The sequence below is a fragment of the Polynucleobacter sp. MWH-Loch1C5 genome (genome assembly GCF_018881775.1).
Classification (GTDB): domain Bacteria; phylum Pseudomonadota; class Gammaproteobacteria; order Burkholderiales; family Burkholderiaceae; genus Polynucleobacter.
Map to the genome: position 1 here is coordinate 1,074,575 of NZ_JACVPR010000001.1, position 20,853 is coordinate 1,095,427.

Below are 20,853 nucleotides of genomic sequence, written 5' to 3' on the forward strand. Positions count from 1 at the left end.
TGTATAGGAATGACATCGTGAGCACCAATTTAAGCACTCTGAACGCCTTATCACCCTTAGATGGTCGATATGCCCCTAAAGTCGACGGTCTAAGACCCTGGTTATCTGAGGCTGCTTTTATGAAGCAGCGTGTCACGGTAGAGGTTCATTGGCTGATTGCCCTCTCGCAAGCCAAGTTGCCAGATTTTCCTAGCTTTGGTGAGGCAGCAGAGAAAACCTTGCTCCAATTAGCGCGGCAGTTTTCAGATGCAGATGCTACCCGTATTAAAGAAATTGAAGCTGTTACTAATCATGATGTCAAAGCTGTGGAATATTGGCTTAAAGAAAAAGTAAAAGGCCACGCAGAGCTAGAAAAAGCGAGTGAATTTATTCATTTTGCATGTACGTCTGAAGATATCAATAACACTTCGCATGGTTTGATGCTCAAAGGAGCCAGAGATGAGGTGATCTTGCCTAAGCTCGAGCAAGTATTGGCTAGTTTAAAAGCCCTGGCTTTACTGAATGCCCGCGTTCCCATGTTATCTAGAACCCATGGCCAACCAGCATCACCGACCACTTTAGGTAAAGAGATGGCCAATATTGCTATGCGACTAGAGCGAGCCATTTTGAAAATCAAGCAAGTCGAACTATTGGGCAAAATGAATGGTGCAGTTGGTAATTACAACGCTCATTTGTCTGCTTATCCTCAGTTAGATTGGGAAAAGTTTTCTAAAGAAGTCATTGAAAAGCGCTTAGGGCTTGTCTTTAATCCCTATACCATTCAGATTGAACCGCATGATTACATGGCTGAGTTGTTTGATGCTGTGGCGCGCGCAAATACAATTCTTCTAGATATGAATCGTGATATTTGGGGATACATCGCTTGGGGTTATTTCAAGCAAAAAACTAAGGCAGGAGAAATTGGTTCCTCGACTATGCCGCACAAGGTCAATCCGATTGATTTTGAAAATTCAGAGGGTAATTTGGGTATTGCTAACGCATTGCTCAAGCACCTTTCAGAGAAGCTACCGGTGTCGCGTTGGCAAAGAGATTTAACTGATTCAACCGTTTTAAGAAATCTTGGCACTGCATTAGGTCACAGCTTATTGGCTTATGAAAGTGCTTTGAAGGGTTTGGGTAAGCTAGAAACCAATCCAACACGCTTAGCCGAAGATTTAGATAATTGTTGGGAGGTGCTCGCTGAGCCAGTACAAACAGTCATGCGTCGCTACGGTGTGCCCAATCCATATGAGCAGCTTAAAGAATTAACCCGTGGTAAAGGTATTACGCCTGAAGCCTTGCGCGAGTTCATTCAAAAATTGGCCATTCCAGACGCTGCTAAGCAAGATCTTTTGCAAATGACGCCCGCAAGCTACATTGGCAAAGCGATTGAGTTAACTGAACGTTTGGCTGCTAAATAAACGAGTGCAATTTAGCTTTAAAACCCATTTATTTTTAACGCTCTATCGAGTGTTGTGGCTGCTGGCCTTGCCAGTTGCATTACTGCGTTTATGGCTAAAGGGTAAAAAGCTACCGGCTTATCGTAGCCATATAGGAGAGCGGCTGGGTTGCTATGCTTTCCCAATCACAAGTCGCCCGGTATGGGTGCACGCGGTATCCGTCGGAGAAACTCGGGCTGCTGAGCCATTGGTTCGAGGTTTATTGGCGCTAGATCAAAAGGTTCTATTAACGCACATGACACCTACAGGTCGAGCCACGGGTGCCGAAATCTTTGCTGCAGAGATTGCTGCGGGTCGTGTTCAGCAAGTCTATTTAGCCTATGACTCTTTATTCACCTTGCCAAGATTTTTTAAGTTCATCCGGCCCAAGATAGGTTTAATTATGGAAACCGAAGTTTGGCCAGAAATGTTGGTTCAGGCTAAACGTTTTGGAATCCCGATGTTCTTATCGAATGCTCGTTTGTCGGATAAAAGTGCCAAGCGCTTTCGCTTTTTTGGCAATATTGCCTCAGAGATCCTCAAAAGCTTTGACACGATCTTCGCGCAAACACAACATGACTTACGTAACTTGAGGAGCCTAGGCCTAGATCGTATCAAGGTCATGGGCAATATGAAGTTTGATGTGAAACCCAATAAAGACATGATTGAGAGCGCGATACAGGTCCGTCAGGCTTTGGGTGAGCCATTATTGATTATCTGTGCTGCTAGTACTCGGGATGAAGAAGAGGCCATGATTCTTAAGGCGTGGCAGCAGTGCTGTCAGCAAATGGGATCTCAGGCAGCTAGCTATCGTCTTTTGATCGTGCCACGTCATCCACAACGTTTTGATCTGGTCTATGAGCAAATGCAAGCCCTAGGAGATTCTGTTGGCAGACGTGCTGATGCAAAAGATAACTACGCACTTGCCCAAGTCTTAGAATCGCACCGCCTGGTATTGGGTAACACCATGGGAGAGATGGCCCTGTATTACGGTATCGCCGATTTAGTCATCATGGGCGGCACATTGAAACCCCATGGTGGGCAGAATTTTATTGAGGCTGCCGCTCTTGCTAAGCCTGTGATCCTTGGCCCTCATTGCTTTAACTTCCAAGAGGCTAGTCGTGATTTGATTGCGGCTGAAGGCGCTGTATCTTTGGAAAACCCAGAAGATTTGGGTATGGCTTTATATGAGTTATTACAAAACCCACAACGTCTAGAGAAGCTGGGTTCGAATGCTTTTGAGTTTGCTAATCAGCATATTGGGGCATCGCAAAAAACTCTCGATGCCCTAAGCTCTTATCTAAAGCAAAATTAGACTTGTGCCCCGTAGTTGGGGTCGTCTGACTTACTGGTTGGTGTTTTGCCCTCGGCCTTGATCAGGTCCTCACGACGTATACCAAGCCACATGGCTAAAGCGGCGGCTACGAAGACGGATGAGTAAATACCAAACAAAATACCAATGGTGAGCGCTAGCGCAAAGTAATACAGCGTAGGGCCGCCAAATAAGAGCATGGCCAAGACCATCATTTGCGTACTGCCGTGGGTAATGATGGTACGGCTAATGGTGCCTGTGATGGCGCTATCGATGACTGTTTTGGTATCCATCTTGCGATGTTTTTTGAAGGTTTCACGGATACGGTCAAAGATCACCACGGATTCGTTGACGGAGTAACCCAAGACCGCTAACACCGCTGCGAGTACGGAGAGCGAAAACTCCCAACCAAAAGCTGCAAAGAAACCCAAAATAATCACAACGTCGTGTAAGTTCGCCACAATACCAGCGACCGCATACTTCCATTCAAAGCGTACGGATAGGTAAATCATGATGCCGAAAACAACGAAGAGTAGGGCTAAGAGACCATCTGTTGCTAATTCTTTACCCACTTGTGGGCCGACAAACTCAACCCGTTGTAGTTTGACATCCGCGTGTGATGACTTGAGTTGCTCTAAGACGAGTTCACTTTGTTTTGCTGAAGAGATAGTTTTACCTTCGGCATCCTTTTGTATAGGGAGGCGGATTAAAACATCTTTTGAGCTACCAAAGTTTTGCACTTGGATATCTTGATAACCCATCTTGCCTAAGTCTTGGCGGATCGAATCTAAGGGGGCTGTCTGTTGGTAGTTGATTTCCATCACAGTGCCGCCGGTAAATTCAACGGACAAGTGCAGGCCTTTAAAAGCAATGAAAAAGACTGCAGCAATAAAAGTTGCTGCCGAGATAATGTTCAGCACCAAGGCATGGCGCATGAACGGAATATTTTTTTGAATCTTGAAAAATTCCATGATGATTCCTTATTCCGTAGGGCGCCAAATTTGGCCGATGGATACGCTTTGCAATTTCTTTTGGCGGCCGTACCAGAGGTTGACGATGCCGCGGGCGAAGAATACTGCAGAGAACATGGAGGTTAAAATGCCGAGGCTATGAACGACAGCAAAGCCTCGCACAGGGCCAGAGCCAAAAGCCAATAGGGCAATACCAGCAATCAGAGTTGTGATGTTGGAGTCTAAGATAGTAGCCCAAGCTTTTTCAAAACCTGTGGCAATGGCTGCTTGAGGTGATGCGCCGGCGCGCAACTCCTCACGGATACGTTCATTGATCAGAACGTTCGAGTCAATCGCCATACCCAAAGCCAATGCCATCGCCGCAATACCTGGCAAGGTCAATGTCGCTTGCAGTAAAGATAGAATCGCGACTAATAAGAATAAGTTCACCGCTAAGGCAATGACTGAGAACACGCCAAAAAGCATGTAATAGGCAATCATGAAAATCGCAATCGCGATAAAGCCATAAATTACAGAATTAAAGCCTTTGCTAATGTTATCTGCACCTAAGCTAGGGCCGATGGTGCGCTCCTCGATGATTTCCATCGGTGCGGCTAGAGAGCCGGCACGCAGGAGCAAGGCTAAATCATTAGCACTTTCTGTGCTGGGTTGGCCGGTAATTTGGAACTTGGCACCAAACTCACTCTGAATAGTGGCAACAGTTAGCACTTCACCACGACCTTTTTCAAAGAGGATCATGCCCATCGGCTTGCCAATATTGTCACGGGTAATTTCTTGCATGACACGGCCGCCCGCAGAGTCTAGGGTAATACTGACCGCTGGTCTTTGATTAGAGTCAAAGCCTGCTGAGGCACTGGTGATGCGATCACCACTAAAAATAACTGATTTTTTGAATACGACTTGACGTCCATCACCCATTCTGAAAACGTCAGTACCGGGTGGTGGTGCTTCGCCAGACAGCAAATAAGTTTTGACGGGGTCCGCTAAGCGTGATTCCAGTGTTGCCGTACGACCAATAATATCTTTAGCGCGCGCTGTGTCTTGAACTCCGGGTAATTGCACAATAATTCGGTCAGCACCCTGCTGTTGAATCACAGGTTCTGCAACGCCGAGTTCATTGACACGATTATGTAAGGTCGTGATATTTTGCTTAACAGCATTTTCTTGAACTTCCTTAATCGCAGCATCTCTAAATTTACCAACCAAACGAAAGCCATCTGCGGACTTTTCAATATTGAACTCAAGGTCAGCTAATTGTTTATTGAGAAGATTTCTGGCGTTACCCGCTTCTTCCTGAGTGCCAAAACGAATCAGGATTTGGTCATTTTGACGCTCGATCCCATTGTGACGAATATTTTTCTCGCGAAGTTGGCTGCGAGCGTCGGTTGCTAGAGATTCGATCTTCTTCTGTAAGGCACCACGCATATCCACTTGTAGGAGAAAGTGGACGCCACCTCTTAAGTCAAGACCGAGGTACATCGGCATGGCGCCCATACTCGAAAGCCAAGCGGGAGTATTTGAGATGAGATTAAGTGCAACGATATAACTCGGATCATCCGCATTTGGATTTAACGATTTTTGTAAGGCATCCTTGCCGCGGATTTGATCATCTGGCGAGGAGAAGCGAATCTTGATGGTGCCGTTATTCCCCATGCGCTCATAAATAACGCCTTTATGGGCAATTTGGGCACTTTGGAGAATATCTTGAGCCCGATCTTGCAGACTAGGCTCAATCTTGACGGTCGCTTTACCCGCTGAGATTTGTACAGCCGGTGCTTCACCAAAAAAGTTCGGTAAAGTGTAAATGGCACCGATCAGCAGTGCCACCACAATCACCAGGTATTTCCACAGAGGGTAGCGATTCATTCTAGACCTTTAGTTTTAAATCTCTTTGAGCGTGCCTTTTGGCAAAACAGCTGTGACAGATGATTTCTGCATTTTTACTTCAGTGCCAGGCAGTAATTCAACGGTAATGTAGTGATCTTTGAGGGTGGTAATACGACCCATTAAGCCGCCTACAGTCACTACTTCATCGCCCACAGCCAATGCGTCGAGCATATTGCGTAACTCTTTTTGACGCTTCATTTGTGGACGGATCATGACAAAATATAAGACCACAAACATCAAAATGAGAGGGATAAAGCTCATTAAACCACCGCCCTCGGCGCCACCTGCGGCTTGGGCATAAGCATTGCTGATCAACATAGTATTTCTCCTTAAGAAAAGCTGATTTTAACCTGATGCATGGGCCACACCCAGAGCGCGGTCTTGGGCGAATTGAGCCATGAATTCCGGGAATTGATCCTGATCTAGAGCCGCTCTGATCTCATTCATGAGATTCAAGTAGTAATGAATGTTATGAATGGTATTCAGTTGTGCTCCCAAGATTTCATTGGTTTTTTGTAGATGATGTAAATAACTGCGGGTAAAGTTTCTACAGGTATAGCAGCTACAACTGGGGTCTAGTGGTCTGAGATCATCCTTGTAGGCAGAGTTTCTGAGTTTGAGGTCTCCAAAACGGGTAAAGAGCCAACCATTACGGGCATTACGGGTCGGCATCACACAGTCAAACATATCGATACCTTGACTGACGCCCAAAACTAAATCTTCTGGGGTGCCCACCCCCATCAAATAATGAGCTTTTTGTTCGGGCAGTTGTGGACCTAGAAACTTCAGGATTCTCTCGAAATCCTCTTTGGGTTCACCCACGGATAGGCCGCCAATCGCAATGCCATCGAAACCTTGTTGGGATACTTGCTCTAAGGAGTGGGCCCGTAGATCCTCGAACATGCCACCTTGCACGATGCCAAACAGGGCGTTAGGGGTATTGAGTTCTCGAAACCGTTTTAAAGAGCGTTCTCCCCAGCGCAGAGAGAGTTCGAGTGAGCGCTTGGCGCTCGCATGATCTGTGGGGATGCCGTGAGTTTCGTAGGGGGTGCATTCATCAAACTGCATAGCGATATCACTATTGAGAACCGCCTGAATATCCATAGATACTTCGGGAGACATGAAAAGCTTGTCGCCATTCACAGGAGAGGCAAAAGTAACGCCTTCTTCAGAAATTTTTCGTAGTGCCCCGAGGCTAAATACCTGAAACCCACCAGAATCGGTCAGGATAGGTTTATTCCAAGCCATAAAGCGATGTAAACCCTGATGTTTGCCAATCACGTCTAGGCCTGGTCTTAGCCAGAGATGGAAGGTATTACCCAGAACAATTTGCGCTTCTGCTTCTGCTAAATCGCGGGGTGTCATACCTTTGACGGTTCCATAGGTGCCAACAGGCATAAAAATAGGCGTCTGCACCTGGCCGTGAGTCAGTTGTAATTCACCGCGACGGGCCAATGAGCGTGAATCTTTTTTGATTAGTTTAAAAATGGCTTGGGTCATTGTTTGTTTAAAAACATCGCATCGCCATAGCTAAAAAATCGATATTTCTCTTGTATGGCATGTTGGTAGGCTTTCATGATGGCTTCGTAACCTGAGAAAGCGCTTACTAACATGAGAAGCGTAGATTGCGGTAGGTGAAAGTTAGTAATCAGACAGTCTACCATTTTGAATGTGTAGCCCGGGGTGATAAAGAGATTGGTGTCACCCTGAGTGATGCCTGAGTTCGCATATGACTCTAAAGTTCTCAAGCTCGTCGTTCCTACAGCTATCACGCGACCCCCAGCAGCTTGCGTCTGCCTAATTTGTTCCAAAGCCTTGTCTGAGATTTCATACCACTCACTATGCATTTGATGTTCTGCTAGATTCTCGTGGCGTACTGGGCTAAATGTGCCCGCCCCTACATGCAAAGTAATGGTGGTTCGTTGTACACCCATGGCATCAATTTCTGACAATATGGAATCATCAAAATGTAAACCTGCAGTGGGTGCGGCCACAGCCCCCGGTTTTTCTGCATACACCGTTTGATAGCGCTGTTGATCATTTGCACCCGCTTGATGATCAATGTAGGGGGGTAAAGGAAGTTGCCCAAAAAGCTCTAATGAATCTAAACAGTTTTGACTAAAGCCAAGGCGGTAAAAAGGGGAGTGGTCTTGACGTTCTAAAACTTCGATCACGAGCTGATGAGCATCATTCTCAATTAGGATGCGGCTGCCCACGGTGGGTGATTTAGACGCTCTAATTTGAGCAATTGCTTCACGCTCACCAATAATTCGTTCAAGCATCACTTCTACCTGACCGCCGGTCTGTTTGCGTCCAAATAAACGCGCCGGAATCACTTTGGTATTGTTAAAAACCAGTAAATCTTGAGGCCTGAGTTCGTTTTTTAATTGTTTAAAAAAACTATCTCTCAGATGGGGCTCTCTGTGTGGGTCTAAGACCAACAGACGGCTTGCTGAGCGCTCTTCGAGTGGAAATTGCGCAATCAGCTCTTCAGGCAAGTGGTAGTTAAAGTCAGAAAGTTTCATGATGTTTTGTTAAGAAGTAAGATTCTAACCATGGTTAGCCCTCATTTGCCTGCACCCTTACTGAAATTAGGTTTTAAAGAAGCCCTTGAAGTCTTATTTCATTTGCCGATCCGTTATGAGGATGAAACCCATTTATATCCCCTAGAGGAGGCCCTTCATATACATGATCGTGAAGTGCAGACTCAGGGTTGGATCATTAAGCAGGATCTGGTTTATCGTCCTCGGCGCCAGTTAATTGTCACGGTGAAGGCGGGGGATAGCCTAGTGGCTTTACGGTGGTTCAATTTTTACCCTTCACAGATGAAGCAAATGGCGGTGGGGCGCCACATTAGATTTAGAGGCTTGATCCGTACAGGTTTCATGGGCCCCGAGATAGTACACCCAGTCGTCAAGGTGTTAGATGAAGATGCTCCTTTACCCAATACCCTGACTCCGGTTTACTCGACGATTGCAGGGGTCTCTCAGCTGAGTATTCGTAAGGCGATTTTGCAATTTCTTAAATCTCCCGATTTGCAAAAAGAATTAGCTGATACCTTACCCCCTTCACTGATACAAAGCTATTTCCCACACCTAGAGCTACCTTCTTTATTGGCGGCTCTGAATGTCTTGCATCAGCCTGCTGCAGATGATGATTTAGAGGCCATTGCTAATAAGACTCATCCAGCTTGGCGTAGAGTTCAAATTGAAGAGTTATTGGCGCAACAGGTTTCATTGATTCGTGCCAAAAAAGATCGGCAAGCGCGCCTTGCTCCAAAAATTCCCGTCAAAACCCTAGCCAATGGCCTATTGAGTCAATTTGAAAAGACCTTACCCTTTGTATTAACGGGGGCTCAACAACGCGTCTGGCAAGAAATTCAAGAGGATCTATCTTTGGGTTACCCGATGAATAGACTATTGCAAGGGGATGTGGGTAGTGGCAAAACCATCATTGCAGCACTGGCCTGTTTGCATGTGATCGATGCAGGTTGGCAAACGGCCATCATGGCTCCTACTGAGATTTTGGCTGAGCAACACTATCGTAAATTGAGTGTTTGGTTAAATCCTTTGGGAGTCAAGATCGTTTGGTTAACGGGCTCATTGAAGGCTTCTGAAAAAAATAAGGCTTATGAGGAGATTGCCTCTGGCCAAGCGCAGCTTGTGATTGGTACGCATGCCTTGATTCAGGATGCGGTCCAGTTTAAAAAATTAGGCTTTGTGGTTGTGGATGAGCAACACCGTTTTGGGGTGAAGCAACGTTTAACTTTGCAGGAGAAGTTAACTGACGAATTGCTCAGCTGTCATCAGTTGATGATGTCGGCTACACCTATTCCTAGAACCTTAGCCATGACTTTTTATGCTGATCTAGAAATGTCAGTCATTGATGAATTACCCCCAGGTCGGCAGGCCATAGTGACAAAGCTCATGAAAGAAGACCGTCGTGATGAGTTAGTCGCGAGTATGCTTAAAGAGCTCAAGGAAGGGCGGCAGGCTTATTGGGTGTGTCCTTTGATTGAAGAGTCAGAGGCGATGCAATTACAGACAGCTACAGCCACGTATGAATATTTACAACAAGCTGCCCCCGGTCTACAAATAGGTCTTATTCATGGGCGACTCAAGCCCTCTGAGAAGCAAGATGTGATGGATCGTTTTGTGCGTGGCGAAATTCAGGTACTTGTAGCAACCACGGTCATCGAAGTGGGTGTTGATGTTCCTAAAGCATCTTTGATGGTGATTGAAAATGCAGAGCGCTTTGGTTATGCACAGCTTCATCAGTTAAGAGGGCGCATTGGTCGAGGTAGTGATGCCTCTATTTGTATTTTGTTATACGGTCAACAAATCGGTGAGGCAGCCAAAACGCGGCTACAAACTATTCGAGAAACTCAAGATGGGTTTTTAATTGCAGAGAAAGATCTTGAGTTGCGCGGACCTGGTGAGATATTAGGTTCTCGGCAATCGGGCGACGCATTACTTCGTTTTGTGGATTTGCAGCGTGAACAAGGTTTGATTGCTCAGGTGCAAAAGTTGGCTTGGGTGATGATGGATCAATATCCCGAGCATATTCAGGCCCATTTAGTTCGTTGGCTCAGACATCGGGTTGACTTTGTCAAAGCATAGGCTAATCCGATTAAGATATTGCATTCTTTAAAACCATTATTTCTTGTGAAATCTAGCAAACTTCAAGATTACTTGGCTCTGATACGCTTTGATAAGCCGATAGGGACTCTATTGGTTTTATGGCCAACGCTGTGGGCCTTATGGTTAGGTAGTGAGGGATGGCCAGGATGGCCACTTTTCTTGATTTTTTCATTGGGTTGTTTTTTGATGCGCAGCGCAGGTTGTGCCATCAATGATTATGCTGACCGTGATTTTGACAAGCATGTGCGTCGTACCGCAGAGCGGCCCGTGACTGCAGGGCGTATTGCGCCGTGGGAAGCCTTAATGGTGACAGGTATTTTGGCTTTATGCGCCTTTATCTTGATTTGGCCTTTAAATAACTTAACGAAGGCATTATCGGTACCTGCTCTGGCAGTCGCCATCATTTATCCATTTACGAAACGCTTTTTTTCAATACCTCAAGCGATTTTGGGGATTGCATTTTCATTTGGTATACCCATGGCATACGCAGCGATACAAAACTATTTGCCAGCCTATATCTGGTTACTAGTGCTTGCTAATATTGCCTGGGCCATCGCCTACGATACAGCTTATGCCATGGTTGATCGTGAAGATGATCTGAAGATTGGTATTCGAACTTCAGCCATTACCTTTGGTCGGTGGGACGTTTGTATGATTGCCTTGTGTTATGCCAGCACAGTCATGCTCCTGGGTTCGGTCGGTTACCAACTGCAGCTCAAACTTTATTTTTGGCTGGGATTAGTCTTGGCAGCCATCCTGGCTATTTATTTTGTTTGGCGTATACGTAAGCGTCATCCACAAGATTGCTTTACGGTATTTCGTCAAAACAACTGGTTTGGGGCTTGTATTTTTCTAGCAATCGCCCTGGGCTTATGAGTCTAGTCGCGACCTAATTCTTCACCCATTTCAGCACCCCGTGCACGAGCAGCTTCTAGAGCTTCAGAAACGATACCTTGTAGATCCATTTTTTCAAAAACTTGTAAGGCTGCATAAGTCGTGCCACCTTTAGAGGTCACTTTCTCGCGCAATACCGATGGACTATCTGTGGATTGTTGAGCGAGCATAGCAGCACCCAAGGCCGTCTGAATTGATAATTTTCTTGCGCTAGCCGCATCTAGGCCTTGTGATACACCTGCTTTTTCAATGGCCTCAATAAAGGCAAAGAAGTACGCAGGGCCGCTACCAGAGACTGCAGTAATACTATCCATGAGTTCTTCATGTTCAACCCAGACATGACTACCCATCGCTTGGCAAATTATCTCTGCGATTGCTCGCTCTTCATTATTGCTTGATGCGCTGGCAAAAAGACCAGTCATGCCTTGATTAATCAAGGCGGGCGTATTAGGCATCGCACGGATTACTTTAGCGTTATTCGTCCAGCGGCTGATATCTGTCGTTTTTATGCCGGCAGCCACACTGAAGAGAAGAGGTTGGCTTACCAATTGAAGCGCGGCGTATGCTCGTGCGACTTCTTTGAATTGTTGTGGTTTTACAGCTAACACAGCCACATGGGCTTGTGATAGTGCATTGGTCATAGAGTCAATATTGGGGTGGGTTTCGATACCAAAGTTTTCGCGTAGACGAGTTTGGCAATCAATACTGGGATCAGCAACACTGATATGTTTTGCTTGAGCGCCTTGTTTGATGAGGCCGCCAATAATGGCGCTAGCCATATTGCCGCCGCCAATGAATACAATTTTTAAATCACGCAATATCATTTTTTACTCGCTTGCCAAAGATTGCAGTACCAATACGTACTATCGTACTACCTTCTTCAATCGCTACTGCTAAATCACTAGACATGCCCATCGATAGGGTATTGAACAAAGGCGCTTGATTCTGGATGGCGGGATCTTTGGCAATCGTCTTAAAAAGCTCCGCTAAGCTGCGATGATCTGCTCTACTATCTTCCGCATCAAGCTTGGCAGCAGGAATAGACATTAATCCTCGAAGTTCTAGGTGGGGGAAGTCAAGTAAGGCCAGGCAAAAATCTTTTGCCTCATGAGGAGAAATACCGCTTTTGCTATCTTCTTGGCTGATATTGACTTGTACGCAGACTTGAAGCTTATGGAGATGTTGAGGTCTTTGATCGTTTAAGCGTTGTGCAATTTTGAGTCGATCAATTGTGTGTACCCAATCAAAGTGTTCAGCCACATCCTTTGTTTTATTGCTTTGTAAGGGTCCAATGAAGTGCCACGTTAAGGCCTCGCGAATATCTTGAAGTGCTTGAATTTTGTCCACAGCTTCCTGGACATAATTTTCGCCAAACTGCAACTGACCAGCAGCATATGCGGCTCTGACCGCTTCATCATCAAAGGTTTTGGACACCGCAAGCAGGGTCACGCTGTCCAGAGGGCGTTTGGCCCTCTGGATGGCTAAAGTTATTTCTGAACGAACCTTATTTAAGTTTTCATGAATGGCTGACATAGCCATTATTTTGCTCTATCAGGATGTCGAGGTGCTCAATCCAATGCTCGACTGGTTTTTGATCATTTTGTAAGTGGGTAATACAACCAATATTGGCTGAAACAATTTTGCTGGCTTGGTTGTTATGGCAAGCATTGAGTAAATGATTTAGTTTTTGTTCGCGCAGCTGTTCAGACAAGTCAGCTTGCAAAATAGAGTAGGTGCCTGCAGAGCCGCAGCATAGATGACTATCCTGGCAAAGAGAGACTTTGATGTTGAGGTTAGAAAAGAATTGTTCTAAGCCACCTTTGATTTTTTGTCCATGTTGCAGAGTGCAGGGTGGATGGAAAACAAGGCGCTCAGCAGGACTGTTCTTGAGTAAATTCTTAAGTGCGTCTGTGTGACGCGGTAGATACTCTACGAGATCCATGCAGATAGAGGAGACCTTAGCCGCCTTATCGCGATAGATGGGGTCATCTTTCAAAATATGACCATATTCTTTGACTGTAACGCCGCAGCCTGACGCATTCATAATCAGAGCATCAACTGCCTGGCCTTTGCAGTCAGGATGCTCGCCCGTGATGTAAGGCCACCAAGCATCAATATTGCGTTTCATTTCGGCGAGTGCAGCTTCTTGTTCATTCAAGTGAAACTTGATGGCGCCACAGCAACCTGCTTTAGTTGCGAGCAGGGCATCAACACCAAGACGATCTAAAACACGTGCAGTCGCATGATTGATGTTGGGTAGCATGCCAGGTTGCACGCACCCTTCAAGCATCAGTACGCGTTCTGCATGTTGACCGGGCATCGGTTTTTTGCCTGCAGGACGCCCTTGCGGAATTTTTTTCTTCAGTACTTTAGGTAATAAAGGTCTGACAAGTCGACCGATTGACATCCCGGTATCAAATAAAGGCTTGTTGGTCAGACCATACGCTAGTAATTTGCGTAACCAAAGTTCACCCATGGGGCGTTGGGTTTGTTGTTCTGCCCAATGGCGACCGATATCAATTAAATGACCATAGTCTACGCCGCTAGGACAAGTGCTCTCACAGTTGCGACAAGTCAGGCAGCGATCCAGGTGTAGACGTGTTTTTTCAGTAGCGGGTCTACCTTCTGCCATTTGTTTGATGAGGTAGATACGCCCTCTAGGCCCATCGAGTTCATCACCGAGGAGTTGGTAGGTTGGGCAGGTAGCTGTACAAAAGCCACAATGAACGCACTTATTTAATATTTTTTGTGCGGTAATGCCTTCAGGCGTTTGGCTTAAATGGGGAGCTAATTCTGTTTGCATAATTAATTTATTCTTCCAGTTGCAAAGACGCCTTCAGGGTCAAAAGTTTGACGCAAGCGATTTTCAATCAGATGTAAGGCCTGAGTCTTGGGGCTGTCTTTCAGAGAGGCGCGTAGCTGAGGTGAACGATCCGAACCTCTAAATAGGCTGAGGTGACCGCCAAGCTCACGTGCTTTTTGACTCCAAGAGGCGTAATCTAATTCTCCTTGTACCCAACGTTGCCCGCCATGCCATTCAACCAGGCAATCCTGAGCGATGGCTAATGGAGGTGTGGTGGGTGGTAAGGCAAAGCGCCAAAGCTTAAGCTCAGGATTGAACCATGGGTGACTTTGCTCGCGTAGCCCTTGCCAGTGGAGTACTGCTTCGGATTCATTAACGGTTTGCATGCCATATTCTTTAAATGCAGAGATGGCTGATTGAACAGCGGCTTTAGCACCGTTCAGACGTAAATGTAGAGTGCCTTCTTGTTGACCTTGCCAGCTAGAGGCATTGATGGGCCAAGGTTGACTAGCTAATGTATTACTCAAGCGTATGGCTTGCTCTTGAGACATTCTGGCGCTAACCGTGGCTGATGCGGCAGGTTTTGGTAAGACTTTGATGGATACATCGAGGAGTAAGGCTAGCGTGCCCATAGAGCCTGGCAAAAGACGAGAGATATCATAGCCGGCCACGTTCTTCATCACCGTGCCACCAAATTTAAGAACATCGCCACGTCCATCCATCACGGTGACCCCGAGTACAAAGTCACGCAGATTGCCAACGCTGATTCTGCCAGGGCCAGCTAGGCCAGAGCAGACCATGCCGCCGATGGTGGCGTTCTCATAGACAGGTGGATCAAACGCAAATTGCTGATCTTTGCTAGCGAGTTCGGCGAGCACTTCTTTGACGGGCGTGCCTGCTTTGACAGTAATGACCAGCTCATCTGGCTGATACTGAACAATCCCCTGATGAGATTGTGTGGGGAGTACAGTGCCACGAAGTTCATTGCCTAGCCAATCTTTTGTGCCGGCACCGCGAATTCTGAGTGGGGTTTTTGAACTTCTTGCTTGGGCAATTGCGTCTTTAAATAATTCGTATTGGTCAGCCATCAGAATCTTTCAAGTTCAGGGTGAGGTAAAACGCCACCAGATACGCGCATACGACCATATTCAGCGCAGCGATTTAATGTCGGTATTGCTTTGTCAGGATTAAGCAGTTTCTTAGGATCAAAGGCAGCTTTAACTCCCCAAAACATTTCTCGCTCATTTTCACCGTATTGCACGCACATTGAATTAATTTTTTCAATGCCCACCCCATGTTCACCCGTGATGGTTCCGCCAAGTTCAACGCATGTCTCAAGAATATCGCTACCGAACTCCTCGGCACGATGCCATTCATCTTGATCTGCGCCGTTGAAAAGAATGAGGGGGTGCATATTGCCATCACCGGCATGAAACACGTTGATGCAACGCAATTGATATTTGACTTCCATCTCTTTAATGCGCTTAAGAAGGGTGGCAATATGTTGTCGAGGAATAGTGCCATCCATACAGTAGTAATCGGCTGAGATACGGCCGGCCGCTGGGAATGCGTTTTTACGGCCGCTCCAAAACTTCAGACGTTCAGCTTCTGATTGAGAAACCTGTATGCGGATAGCACCACTATTTTTAAGCACTTGAGTCATGCGCTCAATTTCTTCAGCGACCTCTTCAGGGGTGCCATCAGATTCACAGAGCAGAATGGCTTCTGCCTCAGTGTCATAGCCAGCATGAACAAATTCTTCGACTGCGCATGCGGCTGCTTTATCGAGCATCTCTAAACCTGCAGGGATGATACCCGCCGCAATGATCGCCGCTACTGCATTCCCACCTTTTTCAACATCATCAAAGCTTGCCATGATGACTTGAGCGAGTTGAGGTTTAGGTACCAATTTAACGGTGATTTCAGTCACCACCGCTAGCATCCCTTCGCTACCAACTAGGATGGCGAGTAAGTCTAAGCCTGGCGCATCGGGTGCTAGGCTGCCAAATTCAACGACTTCACCAGTCATCAACACCGCTCTAACCTTAAGTAGATTATGTAGTGTGAGACCATACTTGAGGCAATGAACTCCGCCTGAGTTTTCGCTCACATTACCGCCAATCGAACAGGCAATTTGTGAAGAAGGATCGGGTGCGTAATACAAACCATATTGAGCCACCGCTTCAGAGATGGCAAGGTTACGAACACCAGGTTGAACGACAGCGGTTCTTGCAATCGGATCAATCGCAAGAATTTTTTTGAATTTAGCCAAAGATAATACGAGACCATCAGCAATCGGCATTGCGCCACCGGATAGGCCTGTACCTGAGCCACGAGGCACAATCGGCACTTGTAATTCATGGCAAACCTTCATCACTTGGATCACCTGATCTTCAGTTTCAGGTAGAGCCACAGCCAAAGGCATTTGACGGTAAGCCGCTAATCCATCACATTCGTAGGGAATAGTATCTTCGGGCTCCCACAGCAAGGCGTGTTCGGGCAGTATGGACTGAAGACGGCCTACTAGGGTCATTTGACGCTCCTTGAGGGCCGTAAAATTGATATCGGCAGGTTTATTCATCGTCTCACTTTTTCTAAGATATATGACATTCTAGCCATTTCCATATAATCTGACATATGGGGAAAAGATTAACGCAAATAGCCACTCGCACCGGTGATGCCGGCGAGACCGGTCTTGGGGATGGGCAAAGAGTTTATAAAGACCATTTGCGCATCTGTGCCATGGGCGATGTGGATGAGTTGAACTCGCATATCGGCCTATTGATGACCGAAGACTTACCCGCCTCAGTTGCTAGTGAACTCAAAGCGCTTTTTTCTCAAATTCAGCATGATTTATTTGATTTGGGGGGTGAGCTTTGTATCCCGAATTACACCCTCTTGAAAGAGGAGCAAGTTGCTCAGCTCGATGTTTGGTTAAAGCAATACAACGATACCTTGCCAAAATTAGAAGAATTCATATTGCCCGGGGGTAGTCGTGCTGCTGCACAAGCGCATATTTGCCGCACGGTCTGCCGCAGAGCCGAGCGCTCGATTGTTAAGCTGGGGCGCCATGAGCCTATTCATGACACGCCTAGGCAATACGTCAATCGCTTATCCGACCTCTTGTTTGTCTTGGCACGTGTCTTAAATCGTGCGGCAGGCGGTGCGGATGTTTTGTGGCATCACAAAAAAACAGCTGAATAAGTCATAGCTATTTGGCTTATCAAATACTCCCAATAAAAAACGCCTCCCAAGGAGGCGTTTTACTTTCCGAAGTTCAGATTACTTTTTTGCGCGACGCTTCTTGACCGCATCCGCTAATACCTCAAGAACTTCCAAGGAGTCATCCCAATTAATACATGCATCAGTAATGCTCATGCCGTATTTAAGATTTTTGGGATCATCTTTGCCGGGCGTAAACTTTTGTGTACCAGCATGAAGATGGCTTTCGACCATCACGCCAAAGATTTTCTTGGATCCCTTGGCTAGTTGTGCAGCAATATCTTTAGCCACTTCAATTTGACGTTCATGCTGTTTGCTTGAGTTGGCGTGAGAGCAGTCCACCATAAGAGATGGGTTGAGCTTGGCGGCCTCTAGTTCAGCGCAAGCCTTATTGACACTTTCTTCGTCGTAATTCGGTGCTTTGCCACCACGCAGAATCACGTGACAATCCGCATTACCTTTAGTTTCAACAATCGCGACCTGACCATTCTTGTGAACGGATAGGAAGTGATGTCCTTTGCTAGCAGACTGAATAGCATCAGTGGCAATTTTGATATTGCCATCCGTACCATTTTTAAAACCAATTGGTGCTGACAAACCTGAGGCTAACTCGCGATGAATTTGGCTTTCTGTGGTGCGCGCACCAATAGCGCCCCAGGAAATCAGGTCGCCAATGTATTGTGGGGAAATCACGTCTAAGAACTCACTACCGGCAGGCATGCCTAAGCGATTAATTTCCATGAGTAAATGTCTTGCCACACGAAGACCTTCATCGATTCTGTAGCTTTCATCGAGGTATGGGTCATTAATGAGACCTTTCCAACCTACAGTGGTACGTGGTTTTTCAAAATAAACACGCATCACGATCTCGAGTTCGCCGGCATACTTTTTGCGTTGTTCTAATAAGCGGCTAGCGTACTCAATGGCTGCGCTAGGGTCATGAATCGAGCATGGACCAATGATGATTAATAAGCGATCATCTTTGCCGTTGAGAATGTCACGAATCTTCTTGCGGGTTTTTTGGATGAGTGACTCAACACTGCTTCCCTTGATCGGAAAGAAGCGAATCAAATGCTCAGGCGGCGGTAATACCGTGATGTTCTTAATGCGCTCATCATCCGTTTCTGAGGTCTTATCTACACTGGCGTACCAGCTGTCTAGATTACTGAGGGCTTTATCGGCCATTTTTCACTCCTTCGTTTACCGCTTTGTTTTTGTCAAAAAAAAACCGCCGGGACATCGGCGGTTTATTTGGAGCTGCGAATTTATTTATAACACTTCGCCTCTCGACCGCCTTGGCCAGAGATACTAAAGTAATAGAAATAGTCTTTGTGCAGCATCATGGCTCTAATGTAGCACAAAATATTGAAAATGAGAAAAATGCCTCAAAGGACCTAAGCGGTCCCGCCAACGGTCATGTTTTCGATTCTGAGAGTCGGCTGTCCCACACCCACGGGTACGCTTTGGCCTTCTTTACCGCATACACCCACACCACTATCTAAGGACATATCATTGCCGATCATCGAAATATCTTTTAGTGACTCAGGCCCATTGCCAATAATTGTGGCGCCTTTAACCGGATATTGAATCTTGCCGTTTTCAACCCAGTAGGCTTCTGAGGCTGAAAATACGAATTTACCGCTTGTGATATCAACTTGACCGCCGCCGAAATTAACAGCGTACAAACCCTTTTTGATGCTCTGAATGATTTCTTGGGGGTCGTGAGAACCAGAGAGCATATAAGTATTTGTCATGCGTGGCATGGGCAGGGCTGCGTAGCTCTCGCGGCGCGCATTGCCAGTGACCGGCATATTCATGAGACGTGCATTCAGGCTATCTTGGATATACGTTTTTAGAATGCCATCTTCGATGAGGGTCGTGCACTGTGTGGGATTGCCCTCATCATCCACGCTCAATGAACCACGACGCCCTGTAATTGTGCCATCGTCAACCACAGTGACTCCTTTGGCTGCTACGCGCTCGCCAATTCTGCCGCTGAACGCCGAAGAGCCTTTACGGTTAAAGTCGCCTTCTAGACCATGACCCACTGCTTCATGTAAAAGTACGCCCGGCCAACCAGGACCGAGTGCGACTGTCATAGGGCCAGCGGGAGCAGGGCGAGACTCTAAATTGATGAGGGCGCTACGTACGGCCTCATTGATCCAGTAATCGATTTTGTCGCTAGTCAGTAGTTGATAGTCAAATCGGCCGCCGCCACCGGATGAGCCCACTTCACGACGACCATTTTGGCTCGCAATTACCGTGATGGACAGTCTCACGAGTGGACGAATATCGGCGGCAATCGTGCCATTAGCGCGTGCGACTAAAACGACATCATGTTCTGCTGCAAGACCGGCCATCACTTGAGTGATGCGCGGATCTTTGGCTTTCGCTGTTCTTTCAATGGACTCCAGTAGGGCCACCTTAGCCTTGGCATCCATTGCAGTGATAGGGTCATTGTGTGGATAGAGCGCAGGTCTGGCATACGTTTTTTTCTGCGGCACTATGTACTGACTATGTTGTTGTGCGCCGATGATTCGAGTGGCTTTGGCTGCCTGAGTAATGGCAGCAGCACTGATTTCATCGGAATATGCAAATGCTGTTTTATCGTGACTGATGCTACGTACACCCACGCCCTGATCAATGCTGAATGAGCCTGATTTAACGATGCTTTCCTCAAGACTCCAAGATTCGCTCAGAGTTCTTTGGAAATAGAGGTCGGCATCATCGAGTTGATGGTGATGCATGAGCGCAAGAGTTTTTCTTAAGAATGATTCATCGATGCCATGAGGGCTTAACAAAATATCTTTTGCAATCCCTAGGGCATCTTGAGCCGATAGGGCTTGTTGATCGATTAAGGCAAGAGGATGACTCATCTTTATAGAACTCTATGCTGTAAAGCTGGTAATTTTGAACGAATTTCAGAAATCAGGTTTTTATCCAAATCGGCACATACGATGCCATAGCCATCTTTTAACTCATCGACCGTATTACCCCAAGGATCGATTAGGATAGATTGCCCCCATGTATTACGCCCATTTTGATGTTTGCCGCTTTGCCCGCTGGCTAAAACATAGCATTGATTTTCAATGGCTCTGGCCTTTAGGAGGGTTTCCCAGTGGGCTTTGCCTGTGGTGTAGGTGAAGGCGGCGGGGATTAAGTGACAGTCCACAGCGCCTAGTTGACGATACAGCTCAGGAAAGCGTAAGTCATAGCAAATCGACAAACCAAAGGACCAAGCTTGCCCTGCAATCTCAATTTCAAAACGACAAACTTCACTGCCCGCCTCAATGGTACTTGATTCATCGTAGTGCTCTTTTTCATGATGAAAGCCAAATAAATGAATCTTGTCGTAGCGGGCGATGATTTTGCCGCAAGGGTCAAAAACTAAAGAAGAGTTTCTGACTTTATTGGCCTGTTCTGCTAGAAGTGGGATCGTGCCCGAAACCAGATAAACACCATGTTCTTGGGCTAATTGGCTCATGGCATCTTGGATAGGCCCCTGAGCAAACGCTTCTCTAATTTTTACCTTATCGTCATCTTGCTGACCCATGAGGCAAAAATATTCAGGAAGCAATACAACTTGTGCCCCAGCCTCGTGCGCTAGCCCCACTAGATCTGTGGCGCTTTTTAGATTATCAGTCCAGCTGGTGCCAGAAGTCATCTGGATAGCCGCTACGCGCAGAATTGAACTCATTGCTCTATT

At 46.5% G+C, this 20,853-nt stretch carries 18 protein-coding genes; 5 read left to right on the forward strand and 13 right to left on the reverse strand.

Annotation, left to right across the window (positions count from 1 at the left end; genetic code table 11):
- Window positions 1-14 precede the first annotated feature (14 nt).
- Together purB and ICE94_RS05520 are read left to right on the forward strand one after the other, a co-directional pair.
- Window positions 15-1,400, forward strand: a complete 1,386-nt coding sequence (gene purB, locus ICE94_RS05515) for an adenylosuccinate lyase (protein WP_216150978.1) — start codon at window positions 15-17, stop codon at window positions 1,398-1,400.
- Between the two features lie 4 nt (window positions 1,401-1,404).
- Complete coding sequence (locus tag ICE94_RS05520) at window positions 1,405-2,733, forward strand: 3-deoxy-D-manno-octulosonic acid transferase (RefSeq protein ID WP_216149648.1); 1,329 nt, start codon at window positions 1,405-1,407, stop codon at window positions 2,731-2,733.
- Here the strand turns inward: ICE94_RS05520 and secF are convergent.
- The 5 genes from secF to queA are packed head-to-tail and all read right to left on the reverse strand — an operon-like array spanning window position 2,730 to window position 8,116.
- Complete coding sequence (secF, locus tag ICE94_RS05525) at window positions 2,730-3,701, reverse strand: protein translocase subunit SecF (protein WP_216149650.1); 972 nt, start codon at window positions 3,699-3,701, stop codon at window positions 2,730-2,732. The two genes, ICE94_RS05520 and secF, sit on opposite strands and share 4 nt — an antisense overlap.
- A gap of 9 nt (window positions 3,702-3,710) precedes the next feature.
- A complete protein-coding gene (gene secD, locus ICE94_RS05530; RefSeq protein WP_216149651.1) occupies window positions 3,711-5,567 on the reverse strand; it encodes a protein translocase subunit SecD in 1,857 nt (618 codons plus the stop codon).
- 15 nt (window positions 5,568-5,582) lie between these two features.
- Entirely contained in the window at window positions 5,583-5,906 is a 324-nt protein-coding gene (gene yajC, locus ICE94_RS05535) for a preprotein translocase subunit YajC (RefSeq protein WP_216149652.1), read from the reverse strand.
- A 27-nt stretch (window positions 5,907-5,933) separates the two neighbouring features.
- On the reverse strand, window positions 5,934-7,088 hold the full coding sequence (gene tgt / locus ICE94_RS05540) for a tRNA guanosine(34) transglycosylase Tgt (protein WP_216149653.1): 1,155 nt from the start codon (window positions 7,086-7,088) through the stop codon (window positions 5,934-5,936).
- Entirely contained in the window at window positions 7,085-8,116 is a 1,032-nt protein-coding gene (gene queA / locus ICE94_RS05545; RefSeq protein WP_216150980.1) for a tRNA preQ1(34) S-adenosylmethionine ribosyltransferase-isomerase QueA, read from the reverse strand. Before queA ends, tgt begins: the two co-directional genes overlap by 4 nt.
- On the opposite strand from queA, the gene recG reads away from it, so the two are divergent.
- Window positions 8,087-10,207 carry an ATP-dependent DNA helicase RecG gene (gene recG / locus ICE94_RS05550; protein WP_370623777.1) on the forward strand — a complete coding sequence of 707 codons (2,121 nt, stop codon included), beginning with the start codon at window positions 8,087-8,089 and terminating at the stop codon, window positions 10,205-10,207. The genes queA and recG overlap by 30 nt on opposite strands.
- A gap of 45 nt (window positions 10,208-10,252) precedes the next feature.
- Entirely contained in the window at window positions 10,253-11,104 is an 852-nt protein-coding gene (gene ubiA / locus ICE94_RS05555; protein ID WP_216149655.1) for a 4-hydroxybenzoate octaprenyltransferase, read from the forward strand.
- A gap of 2 nt (window positions 11,105-11,106) precedes the next feature.
- On the opposite strand, the gene proC is transcribed toward ubiA, so the two are convergent.
- From proC to ICE94_RS05580, 5 genes are read right to left on the reverse strand one after another with little or no spacing between them, the layout of a single operon-like run.
- Complete coding sequence (proC, locus tag ICE94_RS05560) at window positions 11,107-11,946, reverse strand: pyrroline-5-carboxylate reductase (protein WP_216149656.1); 840 nt, start codon at window positions 11,944-11,946, stop codon at window positions 11,107-11,109.
- Window positions 11,933-12,655 (reverse strand): YggS family pyridoxal phosphate-dependent enzyme, encoded by a 723-nt coding sequence (locus ICE94_RS05565; RefSeq protein ID WP_216149657.1) that lies wholly within the window; start codon window positions 12,653-12,655, stop codon window positions 11,933-11,935. The genes proC and ICE94_RS05565 overlap by 14 nt, the downstream gene beginning before the upstream one ends.
- Window positions 12,639-13,925, reverse strand: a complete 1,287-nt coding sequence (gene glcF, locus ICE94_RS05570; protein ID WP_216149658.1) for a glycolate oxidase subunit GlcF — start codon at window positions 13,923-13,925, stop codon at window positions 12,639-12,641. The genes ICE94_RS05565 and glcF overlap by 17 nt, the downstream gene beginning before the upstream one ends.
- Window positions 13,926-13,927: 2 nt before the next feature.
- Entirely contained in the window at window positions 13,928-15,013 is a 1,086-nt protein-coding gene (gene glcE, locus ICE94_RS05575; protein ID WP_216149659.1) for a glycolate oxidase subunit GlcE, read from the reverse strand.
- A complete protein-coding gene (locus ICE94_RS05580; protein ID WP_255539143.1) occupies window positions 15,013-16,458 on the reverse strand; it encodes an FAD-linked oxidase C-terminal domain-containing protein in 1,446 nt (481 codons plus the stop codon). Before ICE94_RS05580 ends, glcE begins: the two co-directional genes overlap by 1 nt.
- A gap of 104 nt (window positions 16,459-16,562) precedes the next feature.
- On the opposite strand from ICE94_RS05580, the gene ICE94_RS05585 reads away from it, so the two are divergent.
- A complete protein-coding gene (locus ICE94_RS05585) occupies window positions 16,563-17,129 on the forward strand; it encodes a cob(I)yrinic acid a,c-diamide adenosyltransferase (RefSeq protein ID WP_216149661.1) in 567 nt (188 codons plus the stop codon).
- A gap of 78 nt (window positions 17,130-17,207) precedes the next feature.
- On the opposite strand, the gene ICE94_RS05590 is transcribed toward ICE94_RS05585, so the two are convergent.
- The 3 genes from ICE94_RS05590 to ICE94_RS05600 form a co-directional block, all read right to left on the reverse strand.
- Window positions 17,208-18,332: a 3-deoxy-7-phosphoheptulonate synthase gene (locus tag ICE94_RS05590; RefSeq protein WP_216149662.1), complete on the reverse strand. Its 1,125-nt coding sequence runs from the start codon at window positions 18,330-18,332 to the stop codon at window positions 17,208-17,210.
- A 209-nt stretch (window positions 18,333-18,541) separates the two neighbouring features.
- Window positions 18,542-20,023, reverse strand: a complete 1,482-nt coding sequence (tldD, locus tag ICE94_RS05595) for a metalloprotease TldD (protein WP_216149663.1) — start codon at window positions 20,021-20,023, stop codon at window positions 18,542-18,544.
- A 2-nt stretch (window positions 20,024-20,025) separates the two neighbouring features.
- The gene (locus tag ICE94_RS05600; RefSeq protein WP_216149664.1) at window positions 20,026-20,844 is read right to left on the reverse strand and encodes a carbon-nitrogen hydrolase family protein; all 819 of its coding nucleotides are present in this window, start codon (window positions 20,842-20,844) and stop codon (window positions 20,026-20,028) included.
- Between the last annotated feature and the right edge of the window lie 9 nt (window positions 20,845-20,853).

Bases quoted from the DNA above. Each gene is read 5' to 3' on its own strand.
- ICE94_RS05585 (WP_216149661.1), top strand. From the start codon at position 16,563: ATGGGGAAAAGATTAACGCAAATAGCCACTCGCACCGGTGATGCCGGC.
- tldD (WP_216149663.1), bottom strand. From the start codon at position 20,023: ATGAGTCATCCTCTTGCCTTAATCGATCAACAAGCCCTATCGGCTCAA.
- proC (WP_216149656.1), bottom strand. From the start codon at position 11,946: ATGATATTGCGTGATTTAAAAATTGTATTCATTGGCGGCGGCAATATG.
- glcE (WP_216149659.1), bottom strand. From the start codon at position 15,013: ATGGCTGACCAATACGAATTATTTAAAGACGCAATTGCCCAAGCAAGA.
- yajC (WP_216149652.1), bottom strand. From the start codon at position 5,906: ATGTTGATCAGCAATGCTTATGCCCAAGCCGCAGGTGGCGCCGAGGGC.
- ICE94_RS05565 (WP_216149657.1), bottom strand. From the start codon at position 12,655: ATGTCAGCCATTCATGAAAACTTAAATAAGGTTCGTTCAGAAATAACT.
- ICE94_RS05600 (WP_216149664.1), bottom strand. From the start codon at position 20,844: ATGAGTTCAATTCTGCGCGTAGCGGCTATCCAGATGACTTCTGGCACC.
- tgt (WP_216149653.1), bottom strand. From the start codon at position 7,088: ATGACCCAAGCCATTTTTAAACTAATCAAAAAAGATTCACGCTCATTG.
- glcF (WP_216149658.1), bottom strand. From the start codon at position 13,925: ATGCAAACAGAATTAGCTCCCCATTTAAGCCAAACGCCTGAAGGCATT.
- ICE94_RS05590 (WP_216149662.1), bottom strand. From the start codon at position 18,332: ATGGCCGATAAAGCCCTCAGTAATCTAGACAGCTGGTACGCCAGTGTA.
- secD (WP_216149651.1), bottom strand. From the start codon at position 5,567: ATGAATCGCTACCCTCTGTGGAAATACCTGGTGATTGTGGTGGCACTG.
- secF (WP_216149650.1), bottom strand. From the start codon at position 3,701: ATGGAATTTTTCAAGATTCAAAAAAATATTCCGTTCATGCGCCATGCC.
- ICE94_RS05580 (WP_255539143.1), bottom strand. From the start codon at position 16,458: ATGACCCTAGTAGGCCGTCTTCAGTCCATACTGCCCGAACACGCCTTG.